The sequence below is a fragment of the Streptomyces sp. NBC_01335 genome (assembly GCF_035953295.1).
Lineage (GTDB): Bacteria > Actinomycetota > Actinomycetes > Streptomycetales > Streptomycetaceae > Streptomyces.
Window position 1 is genome coordinate 55,021 of record NZ_CP108371.1, and the last position, 23,769, is coordinate 78,789.

Sequence of the window (23,769 nt, forward strand, 5' to 3'; positions counted from 1 at the left end):
ACGGGGGCCGCTTTTTTGTGTTGCGGTGAGAACGACCGTTCAGACCGCAGTGGGTGTCCTGTCCGAGCGGTCGCTGTCCCCAATCCTGTCCAGGAGCAGTTCAGCGACGGACGACAGATCGGCTGGCGCCAAGAAGGCCACCAGCGCGTCGACCAGCTCGGAGGGAGATACGGACGCGTCGAGCACGAGTCCCTGGGGTACTTCTGCCGCCTCGGTGTTAACGGCGTTAACGGTCTCGTCGGCCTTGGTCTCTTCGCCCTTCGCGCCAGCAGGGGTATTAACGGCGTTAACGGTCGGGCTTACGTTGGCGGCCGGAGCGTGCTTGCGCTGGCGCGGTGCCTTGGGCGCATCGATGGCTTTCTTCGCCTCTGCTGCCTGCTTGCCCTTCGGTAGACGACCAATGCGGCGGGCAGGTTCGACCTTCAGCTCGCCCGTCTCGACCTTCTTCTTCAAGTCCGGGGTGAGCTCCAGGAGGGCGAGCCGCTGCGACACCCACGCGGGCGTCTTGCCCAGGCGCTTGGCGACCTTGCCCTGCGAACCGTGGACGCCCACGAGCTGACGCAGCGCGTTTGCCTGATCGAGAGGTGCGACGTCGACGCGGTGCACGTTAGCGATCAGGGCCGACTCGAGGATGTCAGCGTCGGTCGCCGCCAACGCGTCGTGGACGTCGATCCGGAGTTCGTCGAGCCCCGCTTCACTGGCGGCAGCGAGCCGGCGGTTTCCGTCGATGACGACGTACTCGGCCTCACCCAACACGTCTTCCTCGCCAGGGTGGGCCTGGAGGAAGGCCGCTCGCCGGACCACCGTGACAGGCTGGATTTGGCCTCGTTCCAGCAGGGAAGCGGCGGTCTCCGCGATCTCGGTGAGTTCCTCGCGAGGGTTGAACGGGTTGTGCGCGAGCGAGGCGAGGGGGACCGAAGCCGGAGGGCGCTTGCCTTCGCCGTTGATGATCTGCTGCCGGGTTCGAACCCGGCGCGGTGCCGGCTTCGCTGCGTCCTGGCCGTCTTCGTCCATGCTGAAACCGCGGGTGACCCGCACCGGCTTGTTGTTACTCATACGGCAAGTTCCTTCGCCAGGTCGCGCATCGCCTGCGCGTGCTCGCTGTCCGGGGCGTATTCCAGCAACGGGATCTCTCCGTCTGCCGCCTCACGCCCTTCCTTCAGGTCGCCGATCACGGCCAGCACTGATGGAGAAGTGCTGAGCTCCCACTGGTCCTTGTTCTCCTTGACCAGCTTTCCGCGCCGACTGTCGTACGCGTTGATGACCAGCCCGAGGTAGTCCACCTGGATTCGCCCCTTGCGGCACAGGTCGTCCTTCTGCGACTTGAGCAGCCGGAACGCCCGGTGGCTGGCCTTGTTCGCCCACACCGGCGTGATGACCCCGGACCGGTCGGCGAGCTCACCATCACGTCGACGCACGTAGTACAGGGCCGTGTCCATGTTCAGCCCGAGGCTGGGCGGCCCGTCGATGATGATGACGTCGTAGTCGGCCTCCAGCGGCTCCAGCGCACGCTCCAGAGCAGCCTCGCTGAAGCTGACCTTGGAGAGTGCGACGTCACGAAGGAAGGCGTCATCGCTCGCCGGCAGGAGGTGGAGACGCTCACCGAAGCGCTCTTGGTCCAGAGCAACCAGGAGATCGCCGATGTGCCCCTTGGCCGTGCCATCCATGTGCATGAGCAGCGTCTCGACGTCGTCCTCGTACATGACGTCCTCGAAGCCCAGCTCCGCCGTGAGGTGCCCTTGCGGGTCGTAATCGACGATCAGGACCCGGTGCCCAGCCTCGGCCAGAGCCTGGGCCATGCCGCTCGAGATGAACGTCTTCCCGACGCCACCCTTCTGGTTGGCCACTATCACGCGCACGACCGGCTGTTCGGTCAGTGGCGTCGTAGGGGAGGGGTGGTTGTCCAACCACAGCTTCAAAGCCTGCGCGAGGCCCTGCACATAGGTGATGCCGCGCTCGGAACACTCCTGCTTGAACTTGTCCGGCTCACCCTCAGGCAGGAAGGTGCCCCAGGTCTTCGCGCCTTCAGTGTTCTCTTCCGGCAGGCCAGTTGCCGTGTACCACGCCTTGATCGCGTGCTCCGCAGCGTCCTGAATATCCATTCCGTGCTCGAAAGCGCGGATCTTCAGGAGACGCCGGAGTCTGGGGGTCAGCGAGGTGACTAGTTTTTCTCGCTCCCCACGAGGGGATGGGATGCTCATGCGACCGAACATTACTAGGTCATGATGGTTCCTTAGATCCTCACGCGGGAGAAATGTGCAGGGTTGCGCTGCAGCAGCTCGCGTCGGAGCAGCCCTCGCGAGTAGAGGTGGCTGCCGACAGCGCGTGCGAGTTCGCACGCGAAGCCAGCCGCTTCAGGGCCCGGTGAGGATGTAGTGGGTGCCGACGCGACGCCAGATCACATGCGGTGTTCCGGCGAATACCTCCCGGCTGTACGACCACGTCGCGCGCCCGTCCGGCGCCCAGGTGAGTTCGTAGACGCCCTGTGCGCAGCGCACCCCTTTGATCCGTAAGCCGGCGCGGAACTGGCGGCCGGTGCGCAGGTCTGGGACGAAGGCGTTCAGGACGACGCGGCGGAAGCGCCGGCGCTGGGCCGGGGTGAGGTGTTCGAGGTCGGTGGTGAAGCGGGGGAGGGTTTCGAAGGTGGGCACGGTGTCTCCTCCGGGCAGCACGACGAAGCCCCCGGCCGTTGCCGGGGGCTGGGTAGGCGGTACTCGTTCCTTGGCGGTAGACGGTGCTCAGTGGTGCTGGATGGTGTTGTCCGGGTCGCGGCGTGAGGGCTGCCGGAGAGCGATGACATTTGCGTCCGGCTCGGGGCAGCTTCCCGCCTGACGGGCACCGGTGAAGAAAGTTCGGCCGCTGCTCCCGCCGGGCGGGACGTACCGCTGATCGGCCTTTCCTTGCAGGTCAGAGCCGTGTGCCGTGGTCTCCATGACAGTGGATATCAGGGTGATCCGGGCCGGTCAGATGTACCGCTACTACTCGCGCGAGACCGTCGTCGGCGACGGCCGCCGCCCGGCCCGTACGCCGCTGCGCGCCGCCCAGGAGCAGGCCGGTGTCCCGGCCGGGCGCTGGATGGGCCGCGGCCTGGCCGCGCTCGGGCTTGCGCCGGGTGAGGAAGTCGCCGAGGCGCAGCTGCGGAACCTGTTCGGCGAGCGGGGCCGGCACCCGTACGCGGACCGGATCGAGGCGGACCGGCTTGCCGCGGGCGACTTCCCGAAGAAGGCGTATCGGGCCGGTGCTCTCGGGCGGCGGGTGACGGTCACGGGTGTCGACTTCGTGTTCCGGCCGCAGCCGACGATCTACCTCCTGTGGGCGTTCGGGGATGAGGAGACCTGTCGGGTGATCGAGGCGGCGCACGAGCGGGCGATCGTACGGGTGCTGGAGTGGATCGAGGACGAGGTCGCGGTGATCCGGTTCGGCAAGGGCGGCATCTACCGGGTGAGGCCGCCCGGCGGTCTGGTCGCCGCCCGCTTCCGCCACTACGAGGCGCGCTCCGGCCGGCCCTTGCTCCACGACCACGTCCTGCTGTCCGTGAAGGGGCAGCGCCTGGACGGGAAGTGGGGCTCGATCCACACCACCGCCCTGCACGAGAACACCGTCGCGGCCTCCGCGCTCTACAACGAGCTCGTGGCCGCCGAGGTCTGCGAGGAGCTCGGGCTGGCGACCGAGCCACGCACCGTCACCCCGGGGCGCCGCCCGGTGATGGAGATCGCCGGGGTGCCGCACGAGCTGATCCGCTGGACCGCCCGGCGCAGCGACCAAAACGCCGCCTGCCTGACCGAGCTGGAGCACGAGTACGTCACCGCCATCGACGACGACGGCGAGCCGAAGTTCCTACCCGTGGTCTCCGAACGGGCCCGCGCCAAGCTGAACACCATCGCCACCCGCAAGACCCGCCCGCCCAAGCAGAAGACCCAGCCGCTCGCGCAGCTGCGCGCCTGGTGGAAGACGAGCGCGATCCTCACCTCCGGTGTCGCCGCCGACGTCATCACCTCCCTCCTCGAGTACGCCCGCGCCGCGGCCGTGACGATCCGGGCCCGGGTTGTCGCCGTGGTCGACGTCGCCCTGGCGGCCGTCGACGTCGCCGCGACGGTGTTCGTGATGAACGACGGCGGCCGCTTCCACCGCCGGCACCTGCTCGCCGAAGCCCGACGCCACCTCGCCCTCGTCCTGCGCGGCCGCCGCCGCGACCCCGGCCTGGACGACCAAGTCGTGGCCGCCGCCATCTCCACCCACTGCCTGGACATCAGCGAGCCGAAGACCGTACGCGGCCTCGAAGCCGGCTACCGCCTCTACACCGCCCGGTGGGCCCTGTCCGACCTTCCCGCCCGCCGCCGCCCACCTGCCCCCGCGCCCGACCCGGACCGGCAGCCCCCGGCCGATCCCGGCGAGCCCGCTGCGCACCGGCACCCAGGCCAGGACGCGGGGGAGTGGGAGATCCCCCGCATCCCGCTCCAGTACGAGCGCGCCCTCCTCGCCGGCGCAGCAGTCCGGGCGAAGCTGCGCACCGCCACCGCCACCGCCGTACGGGACCGGGCGTACGACGTCGTCGCTCACCAGCAGGCGGCGATGCCCGAGCAACTGCTCACACCCGAGCCAGCCGACCCCGAGCACGACGACCAGGAGCCGGAGGCCGGGCCCCCGGACGCGATCGACATGACGGCGCTGCGGGCTCTGCGGGAATCCCGCACGGACGTGGAAGCCCTCGACCTCACAGACGATCGACTGCGCCGCCTCCAGGACGCGTACACCAAGGCGGCCGACGACTCCCGCGCCCGCGCAGACCGCAACGCCGGGCAAGGCGGCACCGACACGGTGCGCCCGGCGCGTGAGGGCGACCAGCGCGCGCATCATCCTCAGCAGCCGAGTTCGTACCAGGGACCAGGAGCCGGCCGCTGACTGCACCAAGGTTCCCTACAGCTCTCCCTACAGCTGCCCCTACACTCTTCCCTACAGTGATCATGGTCGCCTACCGTGGCATCCGCACAGGTCAGACCTCGTTTCTGGGCACCCCGGTCACCTCGGCAACCCTTGAGCGCCCCCCCCTGCTGGTGGGGAGCGAGGGGCCCGGGGCGGCTCGGTGGGCGCCTGCCCGGGGCCCGGTCGGCGCGGAGGCATGGTGCCGGGAGGCGCCGGGGAGGGAGTGGGTTGGTGTGGGCGGGGCAAGCGCGTGGCCGTACAAGTCGACGGCGAAGGCGCGAGGGCTGGTGCTGCTCGCGTTGGGGATCGTGAAGGTCGCAACGGCGGAGCAGTTGCGGCAGCTCGTGCTGCCCGGTACCGCGGACACGCAGACGGTCCGCAACGCGTGCAAGGACCTGCGCTCGGTCGGCCTGGTGGAGTCGGTCGGCCGGACCTCGTCCATGTCCCCGGCCGGGCGGCCGGTACGCCGGGACCTCTGGAACCTGACCGCGGCCGGCCTCGCGTCGGCGGCGTCGGAGGTGGGGCGGCCGGTACAGGAGATGGGCGGCACCGCCCGGGACGCGGCGAAGGCCGGCGCCCCGCACGCGCTCGCGGTGACGGACACGATCGACGCGTTCCGCCAGTCCCCGCCGATGCCCACCACGCCCGTCGCCCGCCGTACGAACACCACCCTGGTCCCCACCCAGGGGCAGAGCCGGATCCTCCCGTCGCGGCCCCGGGGGCTGGGGCATCTGCGCGGGTGGGAGACCGAGGTCCCGCTCCCTACCGCGGGGACGTTCACGACGCCGGCGCGGGGGAGTCTGCGCGCCGACGCGGTGCTGACCGCACCCGAGGACGGCGTGCCGGTCCTGTTCGTGGAGGTCGACAACCACACCGAGCCGGCGGCCGTGGTCGCGCAGAAGATCCAGTCCTACCGGCGGTTCTTCCAGCGCACGGTCAAGGACCACCAGGGCCGCGACGTGCCGCTGTGGTCGACGCTGTGGGGCGACTCCGGCCGCGGCGGTTACCCGCCCCTCGCCCTCGTCTTCGCGAAGACCGTCAGCCCGACCTCGACCATGAACCGCATCACGACGATCCGCGACCTCTCCGCCGACAGCTGGCGTGGCCACTGGCACAGCGACGGCATCACGGCGTCCGGCGCGCGGGACGGCTACCAGGACTACACCGGCACCGTCCCGGTCATCGCCACCACCCTGACCCTCCTCCGACAGCACGGCCCACACGGCCCCGTCTGGTGGCGTTACGGGCACCCCGACGGACAGACCCTCGAGCACGCCCTCGACAACCCGACAATCACCGCGCCTTCACCCTCCGCGACCAACACCGCAGCACCGAACGCAATGCCCGAGAGCAGCACACACTCCAGGAGCGAGGAGCCCCAGCGCCAGCGGGAAGCCGCCGCTGTCAGTGCTGCCCTGCATAGTGCCGGTCATGATCAATGACTTGGACAGGACCGACTGGGCGTCCCTGGGGCATGCCTACGGGAAGGCCGACGACGTGCCGGGGTGGCTGCGCGGCATGGTCTCGCCCGACCCCGACGTACGCGGGGAAGCGTTCGGTAACTTCTACAGCGCCGTGCTCCATCAAGGGAGCGTGTATTCGAGCACGGTGGCCAGTGTGCCGTTCCTGTTCGCGATGGCGGACGACCCGGCGACTCCTGACCGCGGGGAAGTCGTCGCGCTGCTGCTCAGCATCGGGCGGGAAGCGGTCGACGCCGAAGAGATCTACGCCATCATCTGCGGCGAGGACGGCGAAGAGTCCACGATCTACCCGGACACCGCGAACCTGATACGCAAGCACGCCGACGCCTTCGTCGCCTACGCCAGTGACCCCGACCCGCAGGTGCGCCGGGCGGCCATCGAGGGTCTCGGGCTCTTCCTGGACGACGCCTCACGGGCGACAGAGCTCCTGCGGAACCGCCTCGTGGAGGAGACCGGGACCGCTGAACGAGGTCTGGTCGTGCGGACCATGGCCGACCTGGCGATCCGTCTGCCCACAGCCGCCGCGCCGGCGCGGGCGTGGCTCGATACGTTGGCCGACAACGACACCACCGATCCGGACACCCGTCTGGCTGCGCTCGTCCACCGGGCCCGCTGCGCTCCCGATTCCATCGACGACCAGACGGTGCCGACCGCGATCGAACTGCTCCGCCAGGTCACCCCCGCGCCCCCGCCCGAGGAGAACGAGCAGGGGGACCGGGATCCGTCCGGTCCGTGTGCGTGTGAGGCCGAGCCGGACCCTGACCCTGACGCCCCCGGGCACGTTGTGGCCGCCTTCGCCGATCTCGAACGCCACGGTCGCGTCCATGCGACCACCACCCCTTTGCTGACGGCTCTCCACACGGCCCTGGGTGCGCGGGCCGATGCCCGAACGGCTCTGCTCACCGAGCAACTGCGCAGCTCGGACCCCGGGACCCGTTACGACGCCATCGACATGGCACGCAGTCTGATCACCTCCCTGCGGGGCGATCACACCGGCCTGGTGCGGCTCATCGGCGACTGCCTGCTCCCGGACGACGCCTACACCGCCGCGGCCGCGGCCGAGGCGCTCGGCTCCCTGGCCACCCTCGCCGAACCGGCCCACGAAGCCCTCGCCACCTACGTCACCACCCACCGGCCGGATACGTGGGCGAGCCCGCACCGCACGGTGCGCCGAGCCCACCAACTCGCCGTCGTGGCGCTCGCCGGGCTCAAGGACGAACGGGCCCTGCCCAGCCTGCTGACCGCACTGGACACCGACACCGATACCTGGCGCGCCCTGGACGCGGTGGGCCATCTGCCCCAGTGCGCCGCAGAACTCACGCCCCGGCTGGTCCGGCGCCTCGCCGACGACGACCCCTCCCGGGAGTGGCCCGATGTCAGCCCTACGACGCTCGCCTCAGCCCTGGCCAAGCTCGGTGATCCGGTGGCCGTACCCGCCCTCGCCGAAGCGGTCCAAGCCGCCGTCCGGCACAAGCAATGGCGTACCGCGGAGGCTGTCCTGACGGCGCTCGCGTCGTTCGGTCCCCGCGCCGCATCCGCCCTGGACGTCGTCCGCCCGCTCACCGACGCAGACGATGTCTCCCTCCGCACCGCTGCGGTGGACACCGTCTGGGAACTCGAACGCCGCCCCGAGAGCGTCATGCCGCTGCTGCAGCCCCTCCTCGATGACCACCGGAGCGTCCCCGCGATCGAGCTCGCCGGCCGCATCGGCCCTGGCGCCGCAGCCGTCCTGCCGCGCCTGCGGCAGATCCTGAGCGTGCTGGTCGAGCAGAACGCGCGCAACGAGCAGAACGGCTCGGCCGTGCTGAACGACTCGTGGACTCTCGTCCACGTCGCATCCGCCCTGTGGGACATAGGCGGCACCGGCGAGGCCGACGTCGTCGTGCCGGCGCTGCTGGCCGCCTGGAAGGACAACGCCTCCACCGCACGTCACGTCGTCGCCTGCCTTGACCGCATGGGTACAGCCGCACGCCCCGCCCTGCCCCAGATCCAGGCCGCACTTGCGCAACCTCATCGTGGCGACCAGATGTGGTCAGGCGCCGTCGCTATCGACCTTGAGGTCGAGCACACCTGCCGTGTCGTCCTCGCGCGCCTGACAGGCCATCCGGATCCGGCACCTGTCAGGGGGGAATAGGTCCCGCCGCGCTGGTGTGCAGGGCCTGCAGGTCCGGTTCGGCACGCGACCTACGTCACGGGCATTTCTGCGGCGCAAAAGGGCGCCGCACGTGCACCACGGGGAGAGACAGCGGCCCGGGTTTCCGCCTACCGGGCGCGGTTCACGGGAAGCGGTTCAGCACCCGGGTCGGTCTGGCCTCGCCGGAGGCGGTGGGCGGGAGGCGACGCGGACCCTGCGGTGCACGATCCGGGCCGAGCCGTGCTCGGCGGAGCGCCGAGATCCGGTCGGCGGCTGTGTCGGCGACCCCTTCGCCGTCACGACCACACCCTGACCGAATTGCTCATCAGAGCGGCTGCTTTGCGGGGGTCGGCCGCAACGAGCCCGCAGGACCTCTTTACGACCTTCTGCTCCTGGAGGTTGACGCCCACGCGCGGTAGGCATGGCGAACAGCTCCTCCAAGGCGACCCGGGTGCCGTTCGTACGGACGGGAGGTGGTGTCCGTACCCGAGAGCCGCAGCAGATCGAACGCCACGAAGTGCACCGGCGACTCCGCCTGGTCCGCTGGGCTGGAAGCAGCCGAGGGCGGGCTCTGCGCAGGCGTGCCGCACCCAGCGAAACCCGTCGGGGCGGGGGCATCGTTTCTGCCGGGCGGGCCCGTACACGTGAGGGTGAGCAGGATGCCGTCTCAGGTTCGTAGGCCGTCGGCCTGCGGTTTCGTGCCCTCATGATCACATCGAAACGCAGCATGACGACGACCGTCCTGGCGCTCGGCCTCCTTGCCCTGGGCACGCCCGCGCTGGCCGCCCCCTCGACGGCCGCCGTGGTGCACTCCGCGCCGGCCGCCGCCGAGATCGACTGCCCGGACGGGTACGTGTGCATCTACCCGGAAATCAACTTCGTCGGCCAGCCGTGGGTGAAGCGCGCCGTCGACGGCAGCGTGAAGGAGCTGCCCTCCGCGATCCGCGACCGGGGCAGCTCGATCCGCAACAACAGCGGACGCACGGCCCGGGTGTACGAGAAGCACGGCTACTCCGGTCGCTGGGTGTGCGTCACCAAGGGCGGCGGCTCCATCCACGACCTGCGCGGCTACAACCTCAACGACCAGACCCGCTCCCTACGCATCAACCGCAACGACTGCGGCTGAGCCGTTCGTCGCGGCAGACCGCCCTCCTCGGCGGCAGGCGAAGCGAGGTCCGGCCAACCGGCTTCGGGCCCGGCGGCTCCGGGCGGTCGATCCCCTCCGGTCCAGCAGCACACTGTCTCGTTGCAGACCTGGGTAACCGCGTCGGCCCCCGCATCGCAGGCCGTGGAGCTGACGGCTACGGGGCGGGATCGTAGGTGACGGTGGTCGTCGGGCATTCTCCGGCGAGGCCGAGAAGCGCGGTCTGCTCGGCGTCGTTGGCGGTCAGCTGCCAGCGGAGTTTCGTGGCGGTCCAGTCGGCGGCGTACTGGCAGCGGTAGCCGTCGGCCGGCGGGAGCCACTGGGCGGGGTCCTTGTCGGCTTTCGACCTGTTCGACTTCGCGGTGACCGCGATCAGGGTGACCGTGGATCCCTGGTCGTTCGCGTACGCCTCGCGGCGGGCCGGGGTCCAGGCGTAGCCGCCGGAGTCGTGGACTTCGGCGAGCGGGACCATGTGGTCGACGTCGAGGCCGCCGGCGTCGGTCACGGTGATGCCGTCGTACGGACTGCTCCACGAACCGCCGCTCAGCTTGCACCCGGCGGCCACGGTAGGGGCTTCGACGGCTTCGGACAGGATGACTTCGCGGCGGGTGTCGCACCCGTCGGCCGGGTCGAGGCCGCGGTTCCAGTGCTTGTAGAGCTCGCGCTTGTACCCCGCGCGCTGCTCGTCGGCGACGGGGATCTGCCTGATCGCCTGCACCAGTGTCAGAGGGCCACGCAGGATCGGAGCACCGGCGGCGGGGGAGACCTGGGCCTGGGCGGCGGGGGCGGTGGCGAGGAAGGGGAGTACGGCGAGCGCCGCCGCGGCGAAGGCTGCACGTACGGAGGTAGTGATCATGGTGCTGGTGTACCGGCACCCCGGGGCCGCGCGGGCCCGGACTGATATCCCGTCACCCGTCGGGCAGGTAAGTCGTACCGGCCGACGGGCCTCGCGGGCGAAGCCGGAGGGTGTTGTCAGTGGCGAGTGCAACGATGCCTCTGGCGTGCGAATCCCTGTTCCCATGGCTCCGCGCCGGTGTCCCCCTTTTTCCGGCCGGGCGGGTGACCGTACCGGTGCCGGTGGGGGAGCCGCTCTCGCCTGGCCCCTAGGACGGGTCAGGCGAGAGCGGTCGTGCCCGCCCCAGTCGGCACGGGAGCGGGTCCTTCCGGATGGGAAGGCCGACACGCGAAGTGTCCTCACGTCCATTGGTAGCCGTGCGGGCCGGGTTTGCAAGGAAAACCGGGAACTTCTACGCGCAGGCGTGGCTGATGTGGGATGCCCGCCCCTGCGCGGTACCGGCCCGGTGTGCGCGCGGCGCCCCGGGCCGATGGTCATTGTTCCGTGAATCCATGATCACGTGGCGTCACAACTCGTGTTGTGGTCATGCTGGTTGACCTCACCGGCGCAGTGGACGGCACCCGCTCTCCGGTGGGGTTCTGACGGCGTTTCCGGATGGGACGTCAGACCACCAACGGCCACCCACGCGAAGGGTTCAAGGATGGAACGAAAGCAGGTCGTCGTCATCATGGCGACCGCGACGATCATGGGATGGGGCGTGGTGATGGCGGCGCTCGGACGCGAGGACGCGGTCGCCGCCCTCGCTCCCGTCCTCGCGGTCGTCGTCCAGCGGGTCACCCCCGAGCGCCAGGACGAGGACGCGGTCGCCGCCCCCGCCCCGGCCCTCCCGGGCGTCGCGCAGCAGGCCGTCCCCGAGCACCGCGCACACACGGAACCCTCCTCCGGCCACCGCGTGACACCGGTCCCGGACCAGAAGGAGGACTGCGCCCCGTGACCACCCCCTCCGACCCGCCGGTGCCGCCGGCCCGGTCCTCCGCCGCACGCCCCGGCCGCAAGCTCGGCCCCGTGGTCGACGGCGTCGGCAGCACCCACCGCGCCTGGCTCGACCCCATGCGCGGGAAGTACCTGACCAGCGGGCTCACCCTCAACGAGCTCGGCACCCGCGTCCCCCTCGCCAAGTCGAAGCTCTCCGAGCTGCTGCGCGGCGCGGGCCTCTACCCCCGCTGGTCCATCGTGCACAGCCTCGGCCAGGTCCTCGACCTTCCCCAGTGGCCGCTCCAGCGGCTGTGGCAACAGGCCGCCCGCGACGCCCACAAAACCCCGGACTGGATCAAGAACTCCAACGGGAAACCCGTCCTCACCCGCAGCGGACCGCCCCTGGACCACGGGGCGTTCCGCGAACTCGTCGCGGACGACTACGCCCTCTACGCCCAGACCTTCCTCGACGACCAGCTGCGCGACACGGCCGTCGCCGACACCTTCGACGCCCTCTGGCTCTCCTGGGACGACGCCCTCTCCAGCCACGACACCCGTCACTTTGCCTGGCAGGTCCTGCGCACCTGCGTCATGTCGAGGACCCTGCACCTGGACGGGCGGCCCGAGCTCAGCCCAGCCGTCTTCGACACCGTCGCCTTACGCGACCTGGTCAGCGAGAGCGACCGCGTCGGCCAGGTCGAGGAGAGCCTCAATGCCTTCCGCGCGATCAGCCGGCTGCCCGACCACCAGCTCGACGTCATAGTCCTGCGCTACCTGCACGGGATGGACGCCGAGCGCGTCTCCAGCCTCCTGGGCGCCTCCCTGGCCACCGTGCGGTCCGAAGAACGCTACGCGGTCCAGCACCTGGACAGCGTCCTGTGCCCGCCGACCGAGACCGAAGGGAACACCACCCCGTGACCCGCATCGAAGAACTCCTCTCCCGGACCCTCCTGGTCCGCGACCGCACCATGCCCCGCGACGTCGTCCCCGTTCACGAACCCCTCCTCTTCGACAACCCGCCTCCGCCCGACCCCGCCCCGCCGAACACAGCTGCGGAAGACCTGCGCGCCCTGTGCGAGGCCGTCGTCCACCACACCCCTGCCATGGCCGTCGCCGACTTCGTCACCGACCAGGTCCCCCAGCCGGCCAGCGCCCTCGTCCTCGCCTGCGTCCTCCAGCTCACCGACACCGACGACGGCGCCCGCTTCTGGTGGCAGTACGCCGCCGGCGCCGACCAGCCCGCCGCCGCCTACTGCCTCTACCTCCACCACCTCGCCCGCGGAGACCGCACCACCGCCGACTGGTGGCACCGCCAGACCGACGACACCCACCCCGACGCCCCCGCCCCCCCGACCCCGCACCCCACCCCCACCGGACAACCGCACTACGACCCCCACCCCAGCACCCCCACCTTCCTGCGCATCCTGCGCCAGCTCGCCAAACAGACCGACCGCGTCCGCACCGCCGAAGTCACCGAACTCATGGCCTACGTCCCCACCGCCGTCGCCGCCGGCTACCTCCGCGAGCCCGACATGGACCTCCCGCTGCCCGGCCACGACTTCGCCGACAAGATCAGCACCCTGCTCACCACCGCCCCCACCCCCTCCGCCGACGCCCCCGCCCGCCCCGACCCAGACCCCAGCAACGCCAACCACTCCCGCAGCGGCCCCGCCCCCCGGGCCGGGCACCTACTCCCCGCACGCACGGGGACCGGCCGGCCCCGGCCCTCGTCTGCGCCGCCGCGATGCGCTGCCCCCCGCGCAGGCGGAGGCGAGGCTGACAAGTAGTGCAGGACGACTCACGCGCGGGCCTCCGCGCGTGAGTCGGGAGTCTGCTCGTCAGATGCCTACGCCTGCCAGACGACTGGCGAAGCTCTTCGCACCGCGGCGGGCCGCTGACGACCTGGCGGCGCAGGCCGTCACGGCGCCGACGCGGCTCCGCTCGTCATTCCGGGGGGCGAATCCGCCTGCCGCTTCGGCGTACCCGCAGCCCTTGGCCGCGCCTGACGAGAAGTGCGCTGTGGTTTCCGGCCATGACCGTGTGCACTGCGGCAACCTCCGTCGCGACCCATGTAGCGTGCCCTGAGTTTCTGAAACGGATCATGCGGGGGAGAGCGTGGACCTTCGGCATCAGACGGCGAACTTCGTCAACGCGTCCTGGGCGATGGTGGGCCTGCGCGATCTGATCTACGAGATGCTCGGTCTGCTGTTCAGCGCGCTGGAGGACACCGGAGGGATGGCGGGCGACGGTGAGGCGGGCCGGGCCTTCGCCGCCGTGTACAAGGAGTCGGTGAAGACGGTGTTCGAGAAGGCCGGCTTCGCCCACCAGGTCATGGCCAACGGCGCGAACGCTCTGCTCGACGCGTCGGAGGAGTTCCTCAAGCAGGAGAGCCGGACCGCCGCCAGCTTCCTGCGGCAGTCCGCTCCGGGGCCGCAGATCGGCGCGCAGCCGTCCGGCCCGGACTGCACCCCGCGCGCCAGCCACAACGCCGAGGACCTCCCCGAGGTGGTAGGGGAGACGAGCGGCGCGGACCAGTACCTCTTCAACGAACGCTTCCTGGGCCAGCCCGACAAGCTCCGCGGTGCGGCCTCCGCCTGGCGGGAGGCGTCGAAGATCCTCGCGGACGCCTTCTGGGACGCCACCACCGCCCGCACGACCGCGACCCTCGGCCAAGCCGGCGAAGCCGCCGACGCGGTCGAGGACTTCTTCACGAAGTTCGTCGGCAGCACCCCGCCGCCCGGCGAAGTCGGCGAGCAGGAGACCCTCATGGCCAACCTCCCGGTCGCCTGCACCATGCTCGCCAACGCCTGCGACGCCTACGCCGGCCACGTCGAGACCGCGAAACGGCAGCTCGCCTACGACCAGACTGGCCTGGACGGCGAGTTCCTCTGGCCGTGGGAGCAGCCGAGGTTCGGCGGCGACGGCCACGACGGCGGCCTCCACGAGCTCATCGCGTCAGACCCGCGGATCGCGGCCCTGGGCAAGATCCCGCCCGCGCTGGACAGCTCGAAGGCCCGGGTCCCGATGCCCCAGCCCGACCACGACAGCCCCCTGCCCGGACTCCCGCCGTTCCTGGCCCCCCTGATCCGCCTCCCCGTCCTCATACCGGCGGTCTACCGGCCGCCGAACGGACCTCGCGTCCAGCCGATCCCCCCGGCCACACCCCCCGACCCACGCTTCCCGCCCCTCACCCCCGCCCAGCAGCACACCTTCCAGACCTGGCTGGACACCCTGCGCCCAGGCGACGTCTCCGGCGGCCGCCCGGCCGAGATCGCCTACCAGAAACGGGTCGCCGGCTACCCGGAGTACGAAGTCCCCATACCGCCCGGCCTCAGCGCGAACAGCACCCTCATGGTCGACGGCTTCCGCAACACCGACGGCATGGCCGTCGAAGCGAAGTACGTCAACAAACCCAACCAGCGCTGCTACCGCTCCCTCGAAGAGCTCCGCACCAACCACGCCACGGGCAAGAAGGACTTCCTCTACGCCTCCGACCGCTCCGAACTCGCCAAATACGCCGCCGCCCTCAACGATCCGCGGAACAAGGAGATGCGGGGCGTCGAGACCGTCACCAACAACCAGGACTCCGTCCAGTACTGGCGCATCATGATGGCCGCCTACGGCGTCAAGGGCACCGCCCGCTACGTCCCCTGACCCACCCGCACAGAGAGCACCCCAGGACCATGGAATCCGACGCGATCGCCGAACTGCGCACCCTGTACATCTTCACCCCGCCCGACGGACAGACCTGGAACCTGACCTACACCGCCCTCGAAGCCGTACTGCGCCGCCGCGACCCCGACACCTTCATCCGCATCGACGAAGGCGGACCTGTCACCGCAACGTCCATGGACTTCGGGATCACCCTCGACGACGAACTCCTCGAAGCCATGGCCCTCCTGCAACCCGAAGGCGTCACCGTCAAAGACGCCACCGCCCGCACAGCCGCCACCTTCGCCCTCTGGCTGCGCAACCACGTGATCCCCGCAGGTGCAGCCATGGTGTTCAACACCGAATGGGGTGTGGAGGACGACCTTCCCGACACCCCGGTCCCGGACGCCACCCGCCCGCGGGTCGCCGCCGCCTTCATGGACCACCTCGTCGAAGCGGGCGACCTCGACTGACGCTCCCTCGTGGAGTAGAGCGTCAGCCGAGGCCGCTGCCCGAGGCGCTGCCTGCGGGCTGGATCAGAGGGCGCGGTCGAGTACCCGGTCGGGTCGGCAGGTCTGGCAGGGGGCGGCGTCGGGGCGGGCGAGAACGGCGCGGGCCTGTTCGGTGGGCGCGGGGCGGGAGACGTCACGGACCGCTCGGCAGTCCCCGCGGTGCACGATCCGGGCCGGACCGGGCTCGGGGCCGAAATACACAGGCTCCTCGACCTTCCACACCGGCTCGACGCCGTACCGCTCGGTGGGGACCTGGTCGTAGGGCTGTCCGCCGACCGGTGCGCAGAGGGAGGCGGGCGCCCGGAAGTCGACGGCGGCCGGCAGGGCCAGGAGCCGGCCCTGCTCGTGGCCCTGGCTGGGGACGTGGATCTGGAGGTCGTACCACCAGGAGCCGTCGGCTTCCTTCCGCCGGGCTTTCACCACGGCGTAGAGCAGCTGTCCGTCCGGGAGCGTCACGCCGACCAGCGGACCGTCGGCCCGTGGCGGAACGGAACCCGCGCGCGCGGTCGCGCCGGTGTCCTCCTGCCTCGCACCATTCATCGTTCTAATTTAGTTCGATTTGCGCTCGTGTTGCCAGTCACCTTCAGCCGACGGCACAGCAGCGGCGCCCCGCGCTCCGTTGCGTCGTTTCGTCCCGGTTCGGTAACAGGGGCGCCTCCTTGGCCGGAAGGTTCGTACGGTGATCGTCTGCCGGGCCCGCATGGGGGGTTGCCCGGCTCTGACTACGAGGGATGCACATGTTCCGTACCCGCACCATGGCCGCCGCGACGATCGCGGCGGCTTTCGCCGGCCTCCTGGCCCTGCCCGTACCCGCGCAGGCCGCGACCGGCTCCGTGCACCTGTACAAGATCTACTACGACAGCCCGGGTTCGGACAGCCGCTCCAACACGAGCCTGAACGGCGAGTGGGTCCAGATCCGCAACACGACCTCGGCCGCGGTCAGCCTCAAGGGCTGGACCCTGGTCGACGCCTCGAACCACAAGTACGTCTTCGGCGCCTACACCCTCGGCAAGGGCAAGACCGTCACCGTCCGGACCGGCAAGGGCACCAACACCGCCACCAGCCGGTATCAGGGCAGGGCCGCCTACGTGTGGAACAACGACAAGGACACCGCCACCCTCAAGAAGTCCACCGGCGCCAAGGTGGACACCTGCTCGTACAACTCCACCAAGGTCGATTACAAGAACTGCTGATCTTCCGCGTACGGGCAAGGCGGCCTGCCACCGACTTGCCCGTACGCGTGCCCCCGCTCGTGCGGGACGGCCCGTACGGCCACAGACCCGACCTGCCGACCAGCAGGGCTCACGTACTCGGGGGCAAACCCGTTCAGAGGCGGCGGGGATCGGAGCAGAACCAGAGCAGAACGCTGCGAGCTCGGCGTCCTGGGCCCGGCCAGCTGGGCTCGCGCCCATCGAGCCGCTCCAGGGCTGGGCGCCGAGCCTGTTCACCGGTTCGGGTATTCACCCGTCGGGCCGGGAGTTCGTGCGGAAGGGTCAGGGGCAACTCGCCGGTGCGTTGGCCACCGGCGGCTGTCCGTGCGCCGTGCCGCGTCCTCGACGCGGGCCGCCAGGGTGGCGCCAGCACGCGGCCGGTGCCGGGGAGGGAACACCATGTGGACGTCCGAGGAGTTCGGCCAGGAGCACACGGGCCAGCCCGGCGTGCTCCTGGCCGACGGCACCGAGCCCGGGCCCGTGTACTTCGACGCCGGAAGCGGCCCGACCGTGCACCGGAGCACCGACTGGTGGGTGTACGACGGGACCCTCGACGCACCGATAGCGGCTGAACTCCGGGCGGCGTGTTCGTGCGGCTGGCGCGGCACCACCCGCTACCCGCTCGACTGGACCGTCGCCGATAGCCGCCACCCGTACGCCTACGACACCACCGGCCCGGAAGGCGACTGGGACACCCACCTCGCCGAGGTCCGGGCCCGCACCGTCCCGGTCCCGGCAGACCTGGCCGCCCTGATTGAGCAGCTCGACCGCCGCCTCGCGACCCTCGTGAGCGAGGAGCCGCTCGCCGCGCTGCGCGTCGGTGCCGGCCTGGAGCGCCTCGCGGCCACCACGGCCACCGAGGCAGCGCTCCGGATCGATCCCGCCGACGCACAGTGGGAGACGATCGGCCGAGCGCTCGGCATCAGCGAGCAGGCGGCACACGCCCGCCTCGCCCGCTACGCCCTGCGTGGCTGAGCGACATCTCCGTGCGGGGCCCGGCGGCTGGTCCACGGAAGGGCGGCGACGCGCCCGGTGGGCTTGCCGTCGGGAACCTGTCAGGGCGCCGGGGTGAAGGTGACGGGTTCGTCGCTGCAGCCGGCGGCGATGTCGAGGAGGCGGTCCTTCTCGAGCTCGCCGACGGTCAGTCCCCAGCGGAGCTTCGTCGCGGTCCATTCGGCGCCGTAGCGGCACAGGGCACCGGCGGCCGGCGGGAGCCACTCCGCCGGGTCCTGGTCGCTCTTGGACCGGTTAGAGCGGGCCGTCACCGCTACCAGCAACGAAGCCTGGCCCAAGTCGTTGGCGTACGCCTCCCGTCGCGCCGCCGTCCAGGCCGAGGCGCCGCTCTCCCACGCCTCGGCGAGCGGAACCATGTGGTCGATGTCGAGCCCGCTCGCCCCGGTCACCGCGGTCTCGTCGTAGTACGACGACCAGACCCCCCCGCCGGTGATTGTGCACCGCGGCCCGACCTCGGGTGCGCCGACGGCTTCGCTGATGAGGACTTCCTCGCGGGTGTTGCATCCGTCGTGTCCCTACGCGGCGGCCAAGCATCGCCCCAGTCGGTGGGCCCTGTCCGACCTTCCCGCCCGCCGCCGCCCACCTGCCCTCGCGCCCGACCAGGACCGGCAGCCCCTGGCCGATCCCGGCGACCCGGCCGCGCAACGGCACCCGGGCCAGGACGCGGGGGAGTGGGAGATCCCCCGCATCCCGCTCCAGTACGAGCGCGCCGTCCTCGCCGGCGCGGTGGTCCGCGAGAAGCTGCGCACCACCTCCGCCATCGCCGTGCGGGGCCGGGCGTACGACGTCGTCGCCCACCAGCAGGCGGCGATGCCCGAGCAGCTGCTCGCACCCGAGCCGGCCGACTCCGAGCACGACGACCAGGGGCCGAAGGCGGGCCCCGCGAGGCGATCGACATGACGGCGCTGCGGGCTCTGCGGGAATCCCGCACGGACGTGGAAGCCCTCGACCTCACGGCCGACCGGCTGCGCCGCCTCCAGGACGTGTTCACCACAGCGGGAGAGAACGCCCGCACCCGCGCGGCCCGCCGCACCGCACAGGCCGGCACCAACGAGGTGCGCCCGGTGCGCCCGGACGGTCAGCAGGCGCACCGCCCGCAGGAGCCCGCACCGCACCGCGGCCGGGAGGCCGGCCACTGAGCCGACCCGGCGGTGCGCACCCGGTGCGGTGGCGCGCACCATCTCCGGGGCAGCGGGCGCACCGGTGCGCGCACCGCCCACCGAGTGGAGGCGCACCGGATGACCGGTGGTGGTGCGCATCGTGGTGCGCTCCGGATGGACTCGGTGCGCGCACCGGGTGGGCGCATCACCGCACCGGTGCGCGCGGTGGTGCGGCTACTGGTGCGCACCGGGTACGTTGTGGAAGGCGTGCGCCAGCACCAAGTGCTCGTCGCGCATCGCATCCAGGGTGTCGGCGGTGTCCGGGTGGTCGGGGTCCGGGATGAGGTTCGCCGTGAACCGGATGATGCTGCGGGCGATGCCCAGCAACGCCGTGGTGGGGGAGTCCCGGGCCCAGTCCCGCAGCGCGGACAGCAGTAGGCACCCGACCTCGTCCAGGGCGAAGGAGTCCGCACACGGATCGGTGTCCTCTCCGTTCACGGCCGTGGCGGGCCAGATGATGTCCTCGGCGAGCCGCAGCAGGATGAACGCCAGCTCCGGGGTCGCCTCCACCCGCCGGGAGGCGTAGGTCCCGCCGCCCGTCTGCAGCGCCAGGAGAAGTCGAAGCCCCGCTCCACCTGCTCGGGCGTCAGAGGCGTACGGGACGGGATCAGGTACGGCATGAAGGTCTCCTCAGGTGGGTGGCGCCGCGCTGATCACGACGACTCCCAGCAGCCTCGGACGATCCGCCTGTGGACAGGGACCAGCGATTTCTCCCTCCTCCACCGGATGGGGCGAATCGGGTCCGCAAGGGCCAAACCGGACCCCCTTGTCCAGCGTGGTCGGCCCGACCGCGAACCCGGCCCTGACCCCTTGTCCACCTCTGCCACCGCCCCGACCACCGCCGTGTGTCTCCTTGACCACGTCCGCTACCGGCCACGGTCAGACCGCGGACAAGAGGGGCCCGTGCACGCTGCTCCTTCGCCCCGACCGCCCCGGCCGGGGCAGCGAAGGAGAGCAGACGATGACGAGCACTCACCCGAGGGTCGGGCAGCGGCACCGCCCGGGCCGATCACCCCGGAACGCCGACCCGTGCCGGGCACCCCGAAGGGGACTCCCTGGGCGCCCCCTTCGAAGGGTCCTCGGGAACCCCCTTTGGTGCCCGGCACCCGCTGCCGAAGGAAAACCCCTTGTCAGGGCCGGTGACGGCGCGAAAGCTGCGCCGTCACAACCCTCTTCTCTCCTCTTGTTGTCCGTAGTTGAGGAGATCATCGGGTTCCGGGGGGCCCGGACGCCTTCCCCGGCCGGGCGCGGCCACCGGCAGCCGCAGCCGTGGCGGTCGGCCGCCGACCAGTCGCGAGCAACGAGGGAAAGGGAGCAGGGCTGATGGCAGGGAAGCGGATCACCAACCCGGCGGGATCGACGAACAGCTACCGCGGCGACGTGCTGCGCGTGCTCGGATCGCTGAAGGTCGCGACGGCGGATCAGATCCAGCGGATCGGCGCCCCGCACCTGACACACCGGCACGCCGACAAGGAGACCCCGTCGAAGCGGAAACAGGCCCGCACCGCCTCGCACACCGGCGCGCTCTCCGACATGCGCAAGCACGGCCTGTCCGAGAACGGCGGCTCCACCGAGACGGGCGACACCCTGCGCAACCTGACCCCCAAGGGCCTGGAAGCCGCCTCCTACGAGCTACGGCGCCCAGCGACGGAGATGGGCTCCACCGCACGCGGCGCAGGCTCCACCGGGGCCTCCCACCCGATGGCCGTCAACGAGACCGTCATCGCGATGCTGCGCCCGCAGCCGGACCTGGCCAGGCTCGCCGACGATCCGCCGCATGTCCGGGCCGCTGCCCAGGCCGTCGTCGACGGACCGGACGGGATCGGCACGATCGCCTCGTACTGGACCGAGGTCCCGCTGCCCGCGACCGGCACGTGGAACATACCGGGCAAGGGCGGCGCCCAGGCCGACCTCGTGCTCACCGCCCCGCAGGACGGTGTGCCGCTGCTGTTCATCGAGGTCGACAACTGCCACGAGACCGCGGAGGAGCTCGCCGCCAAGCTGGAGAAGTACGCTCGCTTCTTCCGGCGCATCGCGAAGGACACCGACGGCCGGGAGCGCCCGATGTGGCGCACCCGCTGGACCGCCCCCCAGGGCTGGTACGGCGATACACCGCATCCGCCCGTGCTGTTCGTGTTCAACCGCCTCGGCGAGCGCAACCCCGACCGCACCGTCCCGCGCCTGCAAGAGCTGACCCGTCACCTGTGGCAGGGGGAGCGGCAGCGCGGCGGCCACCACCTCTACGACCAGAAGATCCCGATCATCGCGGTCGTGCTGCCCAACCTCCAGCAGTACGGACCTGCCGGCGCCGTGTTCCTCCGCTTCGGCCGCGACCACATGCAGCCGCTCCTGGACGCGATCGGCAACCCACGCCGCGACGCCGCCGACGCCCGCGAGGCAGAAGAGGCCAGGGCCCGTCAGGCGGAGTACCAGGCCCAGGTGCAGCGCGCGGCGCAGGACCAGGCCGCGAAGAAGGCAGCCGAGCGGGAAGCACGCCGTCCCGTCTGTACCAGCTGCGAGACCAAGTTCACCGACAAACGGTGGGAGACGGCACAGGCGACGGACTGGGGCACCCCGACGGACTCCCACCCGCACCTGTGCGACAACTGCAAGCACACAGCCGTCGCCAACGCCCACCAGGCCGACCAGCAGGAGCGCCCCGAGCCACTCCCCGACTGGGCCCAGCGGAAGCACTTCCTGCGCTTCACCAAACGTCCCCGCTGCCCCGAGTGCAAGACGCCGTTCACGGACGAGCGGTGGCAGGCGGTCGAAAGCGCCGGCGGGGCAGAGAGCCACCCGACCTGGTGCGAGAACTGCGTCCGGAAGGAAGAGGCCTACTTCAACAGCCAGGCCTACCTCGACAGCTTCGGACCGAGCGCACCGAGCGCGGACCAACCCTCAGAAGTACGCAGGGCACTCTCCGAGCCGAACGCCGAGTCGCCAGCCGAGCAGGCAGCCAGCAGGACCTGGTTCTCCCGCTTCCGCGGATGACTCACCGGGCATGCAGCGCCTGACCGATGCGAACGTGCGACGGGCGGGGCCGACTCACCACGCCGGCCCCGCCCCTCGCACGTCATCCGCTGGTTCAGCCCCAGCCGAGGTCCGCATCCTCGTACAGCCCCCAGCCCACGTCACCACGGCAGTTGATCTCGAACATATCCACCCTCCCTTCGAGACTCACGATCAGGGACGAAGGCTACGCCGGGCCGAGGCGACCAGCGGTGCTCACCAGAAAGCTGACCTTCGTGGTGAGTTCACCGACGACATCACCACGACGTACCGCGTACTCACCACAAGGGGGACCAGGAGCAGGAGCGGATCATTCCTGACGTACCGCGCCTTCGGCCGTGGGCCGCCGAGGTATGGCCGCCGCTTACGGACGCGGTGCTGGCCGAGGCGGACCGCTGAATCAGCTCACCGGGCGGTACGTGAGAAGTGCGCGCGTATCTGGTCGGCCGCGTCCAGGTGGGCCTCGCGGACGACGTAGCGGGTGATGCCCCAGCGCCGTTCATGGGCGGTCAGCGCGGCTCCGATCTCCTCCACGGTGCCGATCCACGCGTAGGGCGAGGCGAGCACCACGGACGCGTCGCAGCCTATGAGCCGGGCGTATTCCTGGGCCGCCCCCTCGGCGTCATCAGTGATTTTCACCAGTTGGACGAGGGCTTCGCGGGTCGGGGCCTCGGCCCGCGAAGCCGCCCCCTGCTCGATGAGATCGACCTGACGATCGATGTCCGCGCCATCCCAGCGCGCCTCGTGCATGTGTCCGTCGGGCAGGGTGCGGCCCAACCCGCTCAGCCCCACGACGTCGGCATGCGCTCCGGCCCAGCGCAACAGGGCCGTATTGCCGCCCCCGAAAGTGAAGGGGACCCGGTGCTGAACGGGGCGAGGAGCGGTCAGCCGGGCCGGGTAGGCCGGTGTCCCGGGGCGGTCGACGGTGGTCGTCCCCTCGGCGAGGAGCGCGCGGCAGGCTTCGGCCACAGCCAGGAAGCGCCGGACGCGCCCCGCGACGTCGGGCCGTCTCTCTCCCACCATGTCCCACTCGGCAGGGGTGTGGCCGGCGCCCAACGCCAGACGCGCACGTCCGCCGGACATCATGTCGAGGGTGGCCACGTCCGACGCGAGCAGCAGCGGATCACGGACGCCCGCCTGGGAGACGTAGGAGCCGATGCCCAAGCGCTCGGTGACCGCTGCGGTGGCCGCGAGCGCCACGAACGGCGAAGCCGTGGTGCCCGGATGGTCGGCCGCAAGCAACGCGTCGTACCCATCCGCTTCCAGGCGTCGGGCCAGAGCGGACCACGACGCGGCGTCACGGGGCTGGGCCTGGACGGAGAGAACCGGGGATTCCATGCCGCGAGAGTAAGGCCGCCGGTCGGCCCGACGAGCCCCTTGCGCGCAGAGCGCAACCGCTGTCGCCGCCGGATGGACAACGCGCGCACGCGCGCACGGGCATCGTGAGGTCGCATCCCGGGAGACCTGTGGACGCCACACGCGCGGGCGTCCGACGCACGTCCAGGCGCTGAAGCCGTTGGTCGAGCGGCTCCCGCAGGCGTTCGGGCAGACCGCCGAAGTCCGGAGCTCCTGGCCAAGCGCGACAAGGTCACGGTCGAGCACGGCGACGTGAAGACCGAGGTGGCCACGACCGCCGCGGAACTCCGAACGGTCGCGGCCGACAGCGAGCAGCTGGGCAAGAGCCTCGCCAACCTCAGGTCGGCCCTGTTCCTCATGGGCGGCCGCTGATCATGACCGGCCTGCCCTCGCCCGAAGAGGT

At 71.0% G+C, this 23,769-nt stretch carries 21 protein-coding genes and 1 pseudogene; 14 read left to right on the forward strand and 8 right to left on the reverse strand.

Annotated elements, in window-relative coordinates:
• Positions 1–39 precede the first annotated feature (39 nt).
• The 3 genes from OG599_RS34805 to OG599_RS34815 all read right to left on the reverse strand — a co-directional run bounded on the left by OG599_RS34805 (position 40) and on the right by OG599_RS34815 (position 2,651).
• Positions 40–1,056 (reverse strand): ParB/RepB/Spo0J family partition protein, encoded by a 1,017-nt coding sequence (locus tag OG599_RS34805; RefSeq protein WP_327180363.1) that lies wholly within the window; start codon positions 1,054–1,056, stop codon positions 40–42.
• Positions 1,053–2,201, reverse strand: a complete 1,149-nt coding sequence (locus tag OG599_RS34810; RefSeq protein ID WP_327180364.1) for a ParA family protein — start codon at positions 2,199–2,201, stop codon at positions 1,053–1,055. The genes OG599_RS34805 and OG599_RS34810 overlap by 4 nt, the downstream gene beginning before the upstream one ends.
• Positions 2,202–2,354: 153 nt before the next feature.
• Positions 2,355–2,651, reverse strand: a complete 297-nt coding sequence (locus tag OG599_RS34815) for a hypothetical protein (RefSeq protein ID WP_327180365.1) — start codon at positions 2,649–2,651, stop codon at positions 2,355–2,357.
• 280 nt (positions 2,652–2,931) lie between these two features.
• Here OG599_RS34815 and mobF point away from each other — a divergent pair, with 280 nt between their 5' ends.
• From mobF to OG599_RS34835, 4 genes are all read left to right on the forward strand, one after another.
• A complete protein-coding gene (gene mobF, locus OG599_RS34820) occupies positions 2,932–4,902 on the forward strand; it encodes a MobF family relaxase (RefSeq protein ID WP_327180366.1) in 1,971 nt (656 codons plus the stop codon).
• A gap of 254 nt (positions 4,903–5,156) precedes the next feature.
• Positions 5,157–6,365 (forward strand): replication-relaxation family protein, encoded by a 1,209-nt coding sequence (locus tag OG599_RS34825; protein WP_327180367.1) that lies wholly within the window; start codon positions 5,157–5,159, stop codon positions 6,363–6,365.
• On the forward strand, positions 6,355–8,538 hold the full coding sequence (locus tag OG599_RS34830; RefSeq protein ID WP_327180368.1) for a HEAT repeat domain-containing protein: 2,184 nt from the start codon (positions 6,355–6,357) through the stop codon (positions 8,536–8,538). Before OG599_RS34825 ends, OG599_RS34830 begins: the two co-directional genes overlap by 11 nt.
• Positions 8,539–9,244: 706 nt before the next feature.
• On the forward strand, positions 9,245–9,664 hold the full coding sequence (locus OG599_RS34835) for a peptidase inhibitor family I36 protein (RefSeq protein ID WP_327180369.1): 420 nt from the start codon (positions 9,245–9,247) through the stop codon (positions 9,662–9,664).
• A 175-nt stretch (positions 9,665–9,839) separates the two neighbouring features.
• Here the strand turns inward: OG599_RS34835 and OG599_RS34840 are convergent, their stop codons facing one another.
• The gene (locus OG599_RS34840) at positions 9,840–10,538 is read right to left on the reverse strand and encodes an HNH endonuclease family protein (protein ID WP_327180370.1); all 699 of its coding nucleotides are present in this window, start codon (positions 10,536–10,538) and stop codon (positions 9,840–9,842) included.
• Positions 10,539–11,178: 640 nt separating this feature from the next.
• Between OG599_RS34840 and OG599_RS34845 the strand changes: the two genes are divergently transcribed.
• The 5 genes from OG599_RS34845 to OG599_RS34865 all read left to right on the forward strand — a co-directional run bounded on the left by OG599_RS34845 (position 11,179) and on the right by OG599_RS34865 (position 15,577).
• Positions 11,179–11,472 carry a hypothetical protein gene (locus OG599_RS34845; protein ID WP_327180371.1) on the forward strand — a complete coding sequence of 98 codons (294 nt, stop codon included), beginning with the start codon at positions 11,179–11,181 and terminating at the stop codon, positions 11,470–11,472.
• Entirely contained in the window at positions 11,469–12,371 is a 903-nt protein-coding gene (locus OG599_RS34850; protein ID WP_327180372.1) for a sigma factor-like helix-turn-helix DNA-binding protein, read from the forward strand. The genes OG599_RS34845 and OG599_RS34850 overlap by 4 nt, the downstream gene beginning before the upstream one ends.
• Entirely contained in the window at positions 12,368–13,240 is an 873-nt protein-coding gene (locus tag OG599_RS34855) for a hypothetical protein (protein ID WP_327180373.1), read from the forward strand. Before OG599_RS34850 ends, OG599_RS34855 begins: the two co-directional genes overlap by 4 nt.
• A 328-nt stretch (positions 13,241–13,568) precedes the next feature.
• Positions 13,569–15,107 carry a restriction endonuclease fold toxin-2 domain-containing protein gene (locus OG599_RS34860; RefSeq protein ID WP_327180374.1) on the forward strand — a complete coding sequence of 513 codons (1,539 nt, stop codon included), beginning with the start codon at positions 13,569–13,571 and terminating at the stop codon, positions 15,105–15,107.
• A 29-nt stretch (positions 15,108–15,136) separates the two neighbouring features.
• Entirely contained in the window at positions 15,137–15,577 is a 441-nt protein-coding gene (locus tag OG599_RS34865) for a hypothetical protein (RefSeq protein ID WP_327180375.1), read from the forward strand.
• 63 nt (positions 15,578–15,640) lie between these two features.
• Here OG599_RS34865 and OG599_RS34870 read toward each other — a convergent pair whose 3' ends face one another.
• On the reverse strand, positions 15,641–16,156 hold the full coding sequence (locus OG599_RS34870; protein ID WP_327180376.1) for a DUF6233 domain-containing protein: 516 nt from the start codon (positions 16,154–16,156) through the stop codon (positions 15,641–15,643).
• A 197-nt stretch (positions 16,157–16,353) separates the two neighbouring features.
• Here OG599_RS34870 and OG599_RS34875 point away from each other — a divergent pair, with 197 nt between their 5' ends.
• A complete protein-coding gene (locus OG599_RS34875) occupies positions 16,354–16,809 on the forward strand; it encodes a lamin tail domain-containing protein (protein ID WP_327180377.1) in 456 nt (151 codons plus the stop codon).
• 417 nt (positions 16,810–17,226) lie between these two features.
• On the forward strand, positions 17,227–17,802 hold the full coding sequence (locus tag OG599_RS34880) for a hypothetical protein (RefSeq protein ID WP_327180378.1): 576 nt from the start codon (positions 17,227–17,229) through the stop codon (positions 17,800–17,802).
• Between the two features lie 80 nt (positions 17,803–17,882).
• On the opposite strand, the pseudogene OG599_RS34885 reads toward OG599_RS34880, so the two are convergent.
• Positions 17,883–18,350 (reverse strand): annotated as a pseudogene (locus OG599_RS34885) (HNH endonuclease family protein); the annotation flags it as partial.
• On the opposite strand from OG599_RS34885, the gene OG599_RS34890 reads away from it, so the two are divergent.
• Positions 18,337–18,741, forward strand: coding sequence for a hypothetical protein (locus OG599_RS34890; RefSeq protein ID WP_327180379.1), 405 nt, complete (start codon positions 18,337–18,339; stop codon positions 18,739–18,741). The pseudogene OG599_RS34885 and the gene OG599_RS34890 sit on opposite strands and share 14 nt — an antisense overlap.
• The gene (locus OG599_RS34895) at positions 18,738–18,980 is read left to right on the forward strand and encodes a hypothetical protein (RefSeq protein ID WP_327180380.1); all 243 of its coding nucleotides are present in this window, start codon (positions 18,738–18,740) and stop codon (positions 18,978–18,980) included. The genes OG599_RS34890 and OG599_RS34895 overlap by 4 nt, the downstream gene beginning before the upstream one ends.
• Before the next feature lie 195 nt (positions 18,981–19,175).
• Here OG599_RS34895 and OG599_RS34900 read toward each other — a convergent pair whose 3' ends face one another.
• Positions 19,176–19,511 carry a hypothetical protein gene (locus OG599_RS34900; RefSeq protein ID WP_327180381.1) on the reverse strand — a complete coding sequence of 112 codons (336 nt, stop codon included), beginning with the start codon at positions 19,509–19,511 and terminating at the stop codon, positions 19,176–19,178.
• An 813-nt stretch (positions 19,512–20,324) separates the two neighbouring features.
• Here OG599_RS34900 and OG599_RS34905 point away from each other — a divergent pair.
• Positions 20,325–21,992: a replication-relaxation family protein gene (locus OG599_RS34905; RefSeq protein ID WP_327180382.1), complete on the forward strand. Its 1,668-nt coding sequence runs from the start codon at positions 20,325–20,327 to the stop codon at positions 21,990–21,992.
• Positions 21,993–22,415: 423 nt separating this feature from the next.
• Here the strand turns inward: OG599_RS34905 and OG599_RS34910 are convergent, their stop codons facing one another.
• Positions 22,416–23,348, reverse strand: a complete 933-nt coding sequence (locus OG599_RS34910; protein ID WP_327180383.1) for an LLM class flavin-dependent oxidoreductase — start codon at positions 23,346–23,348, stop codon at positions 22,416–22,418.
• Between the last annotated feature and the right edge of the window lie 421 nt (positions 23,349–23,769).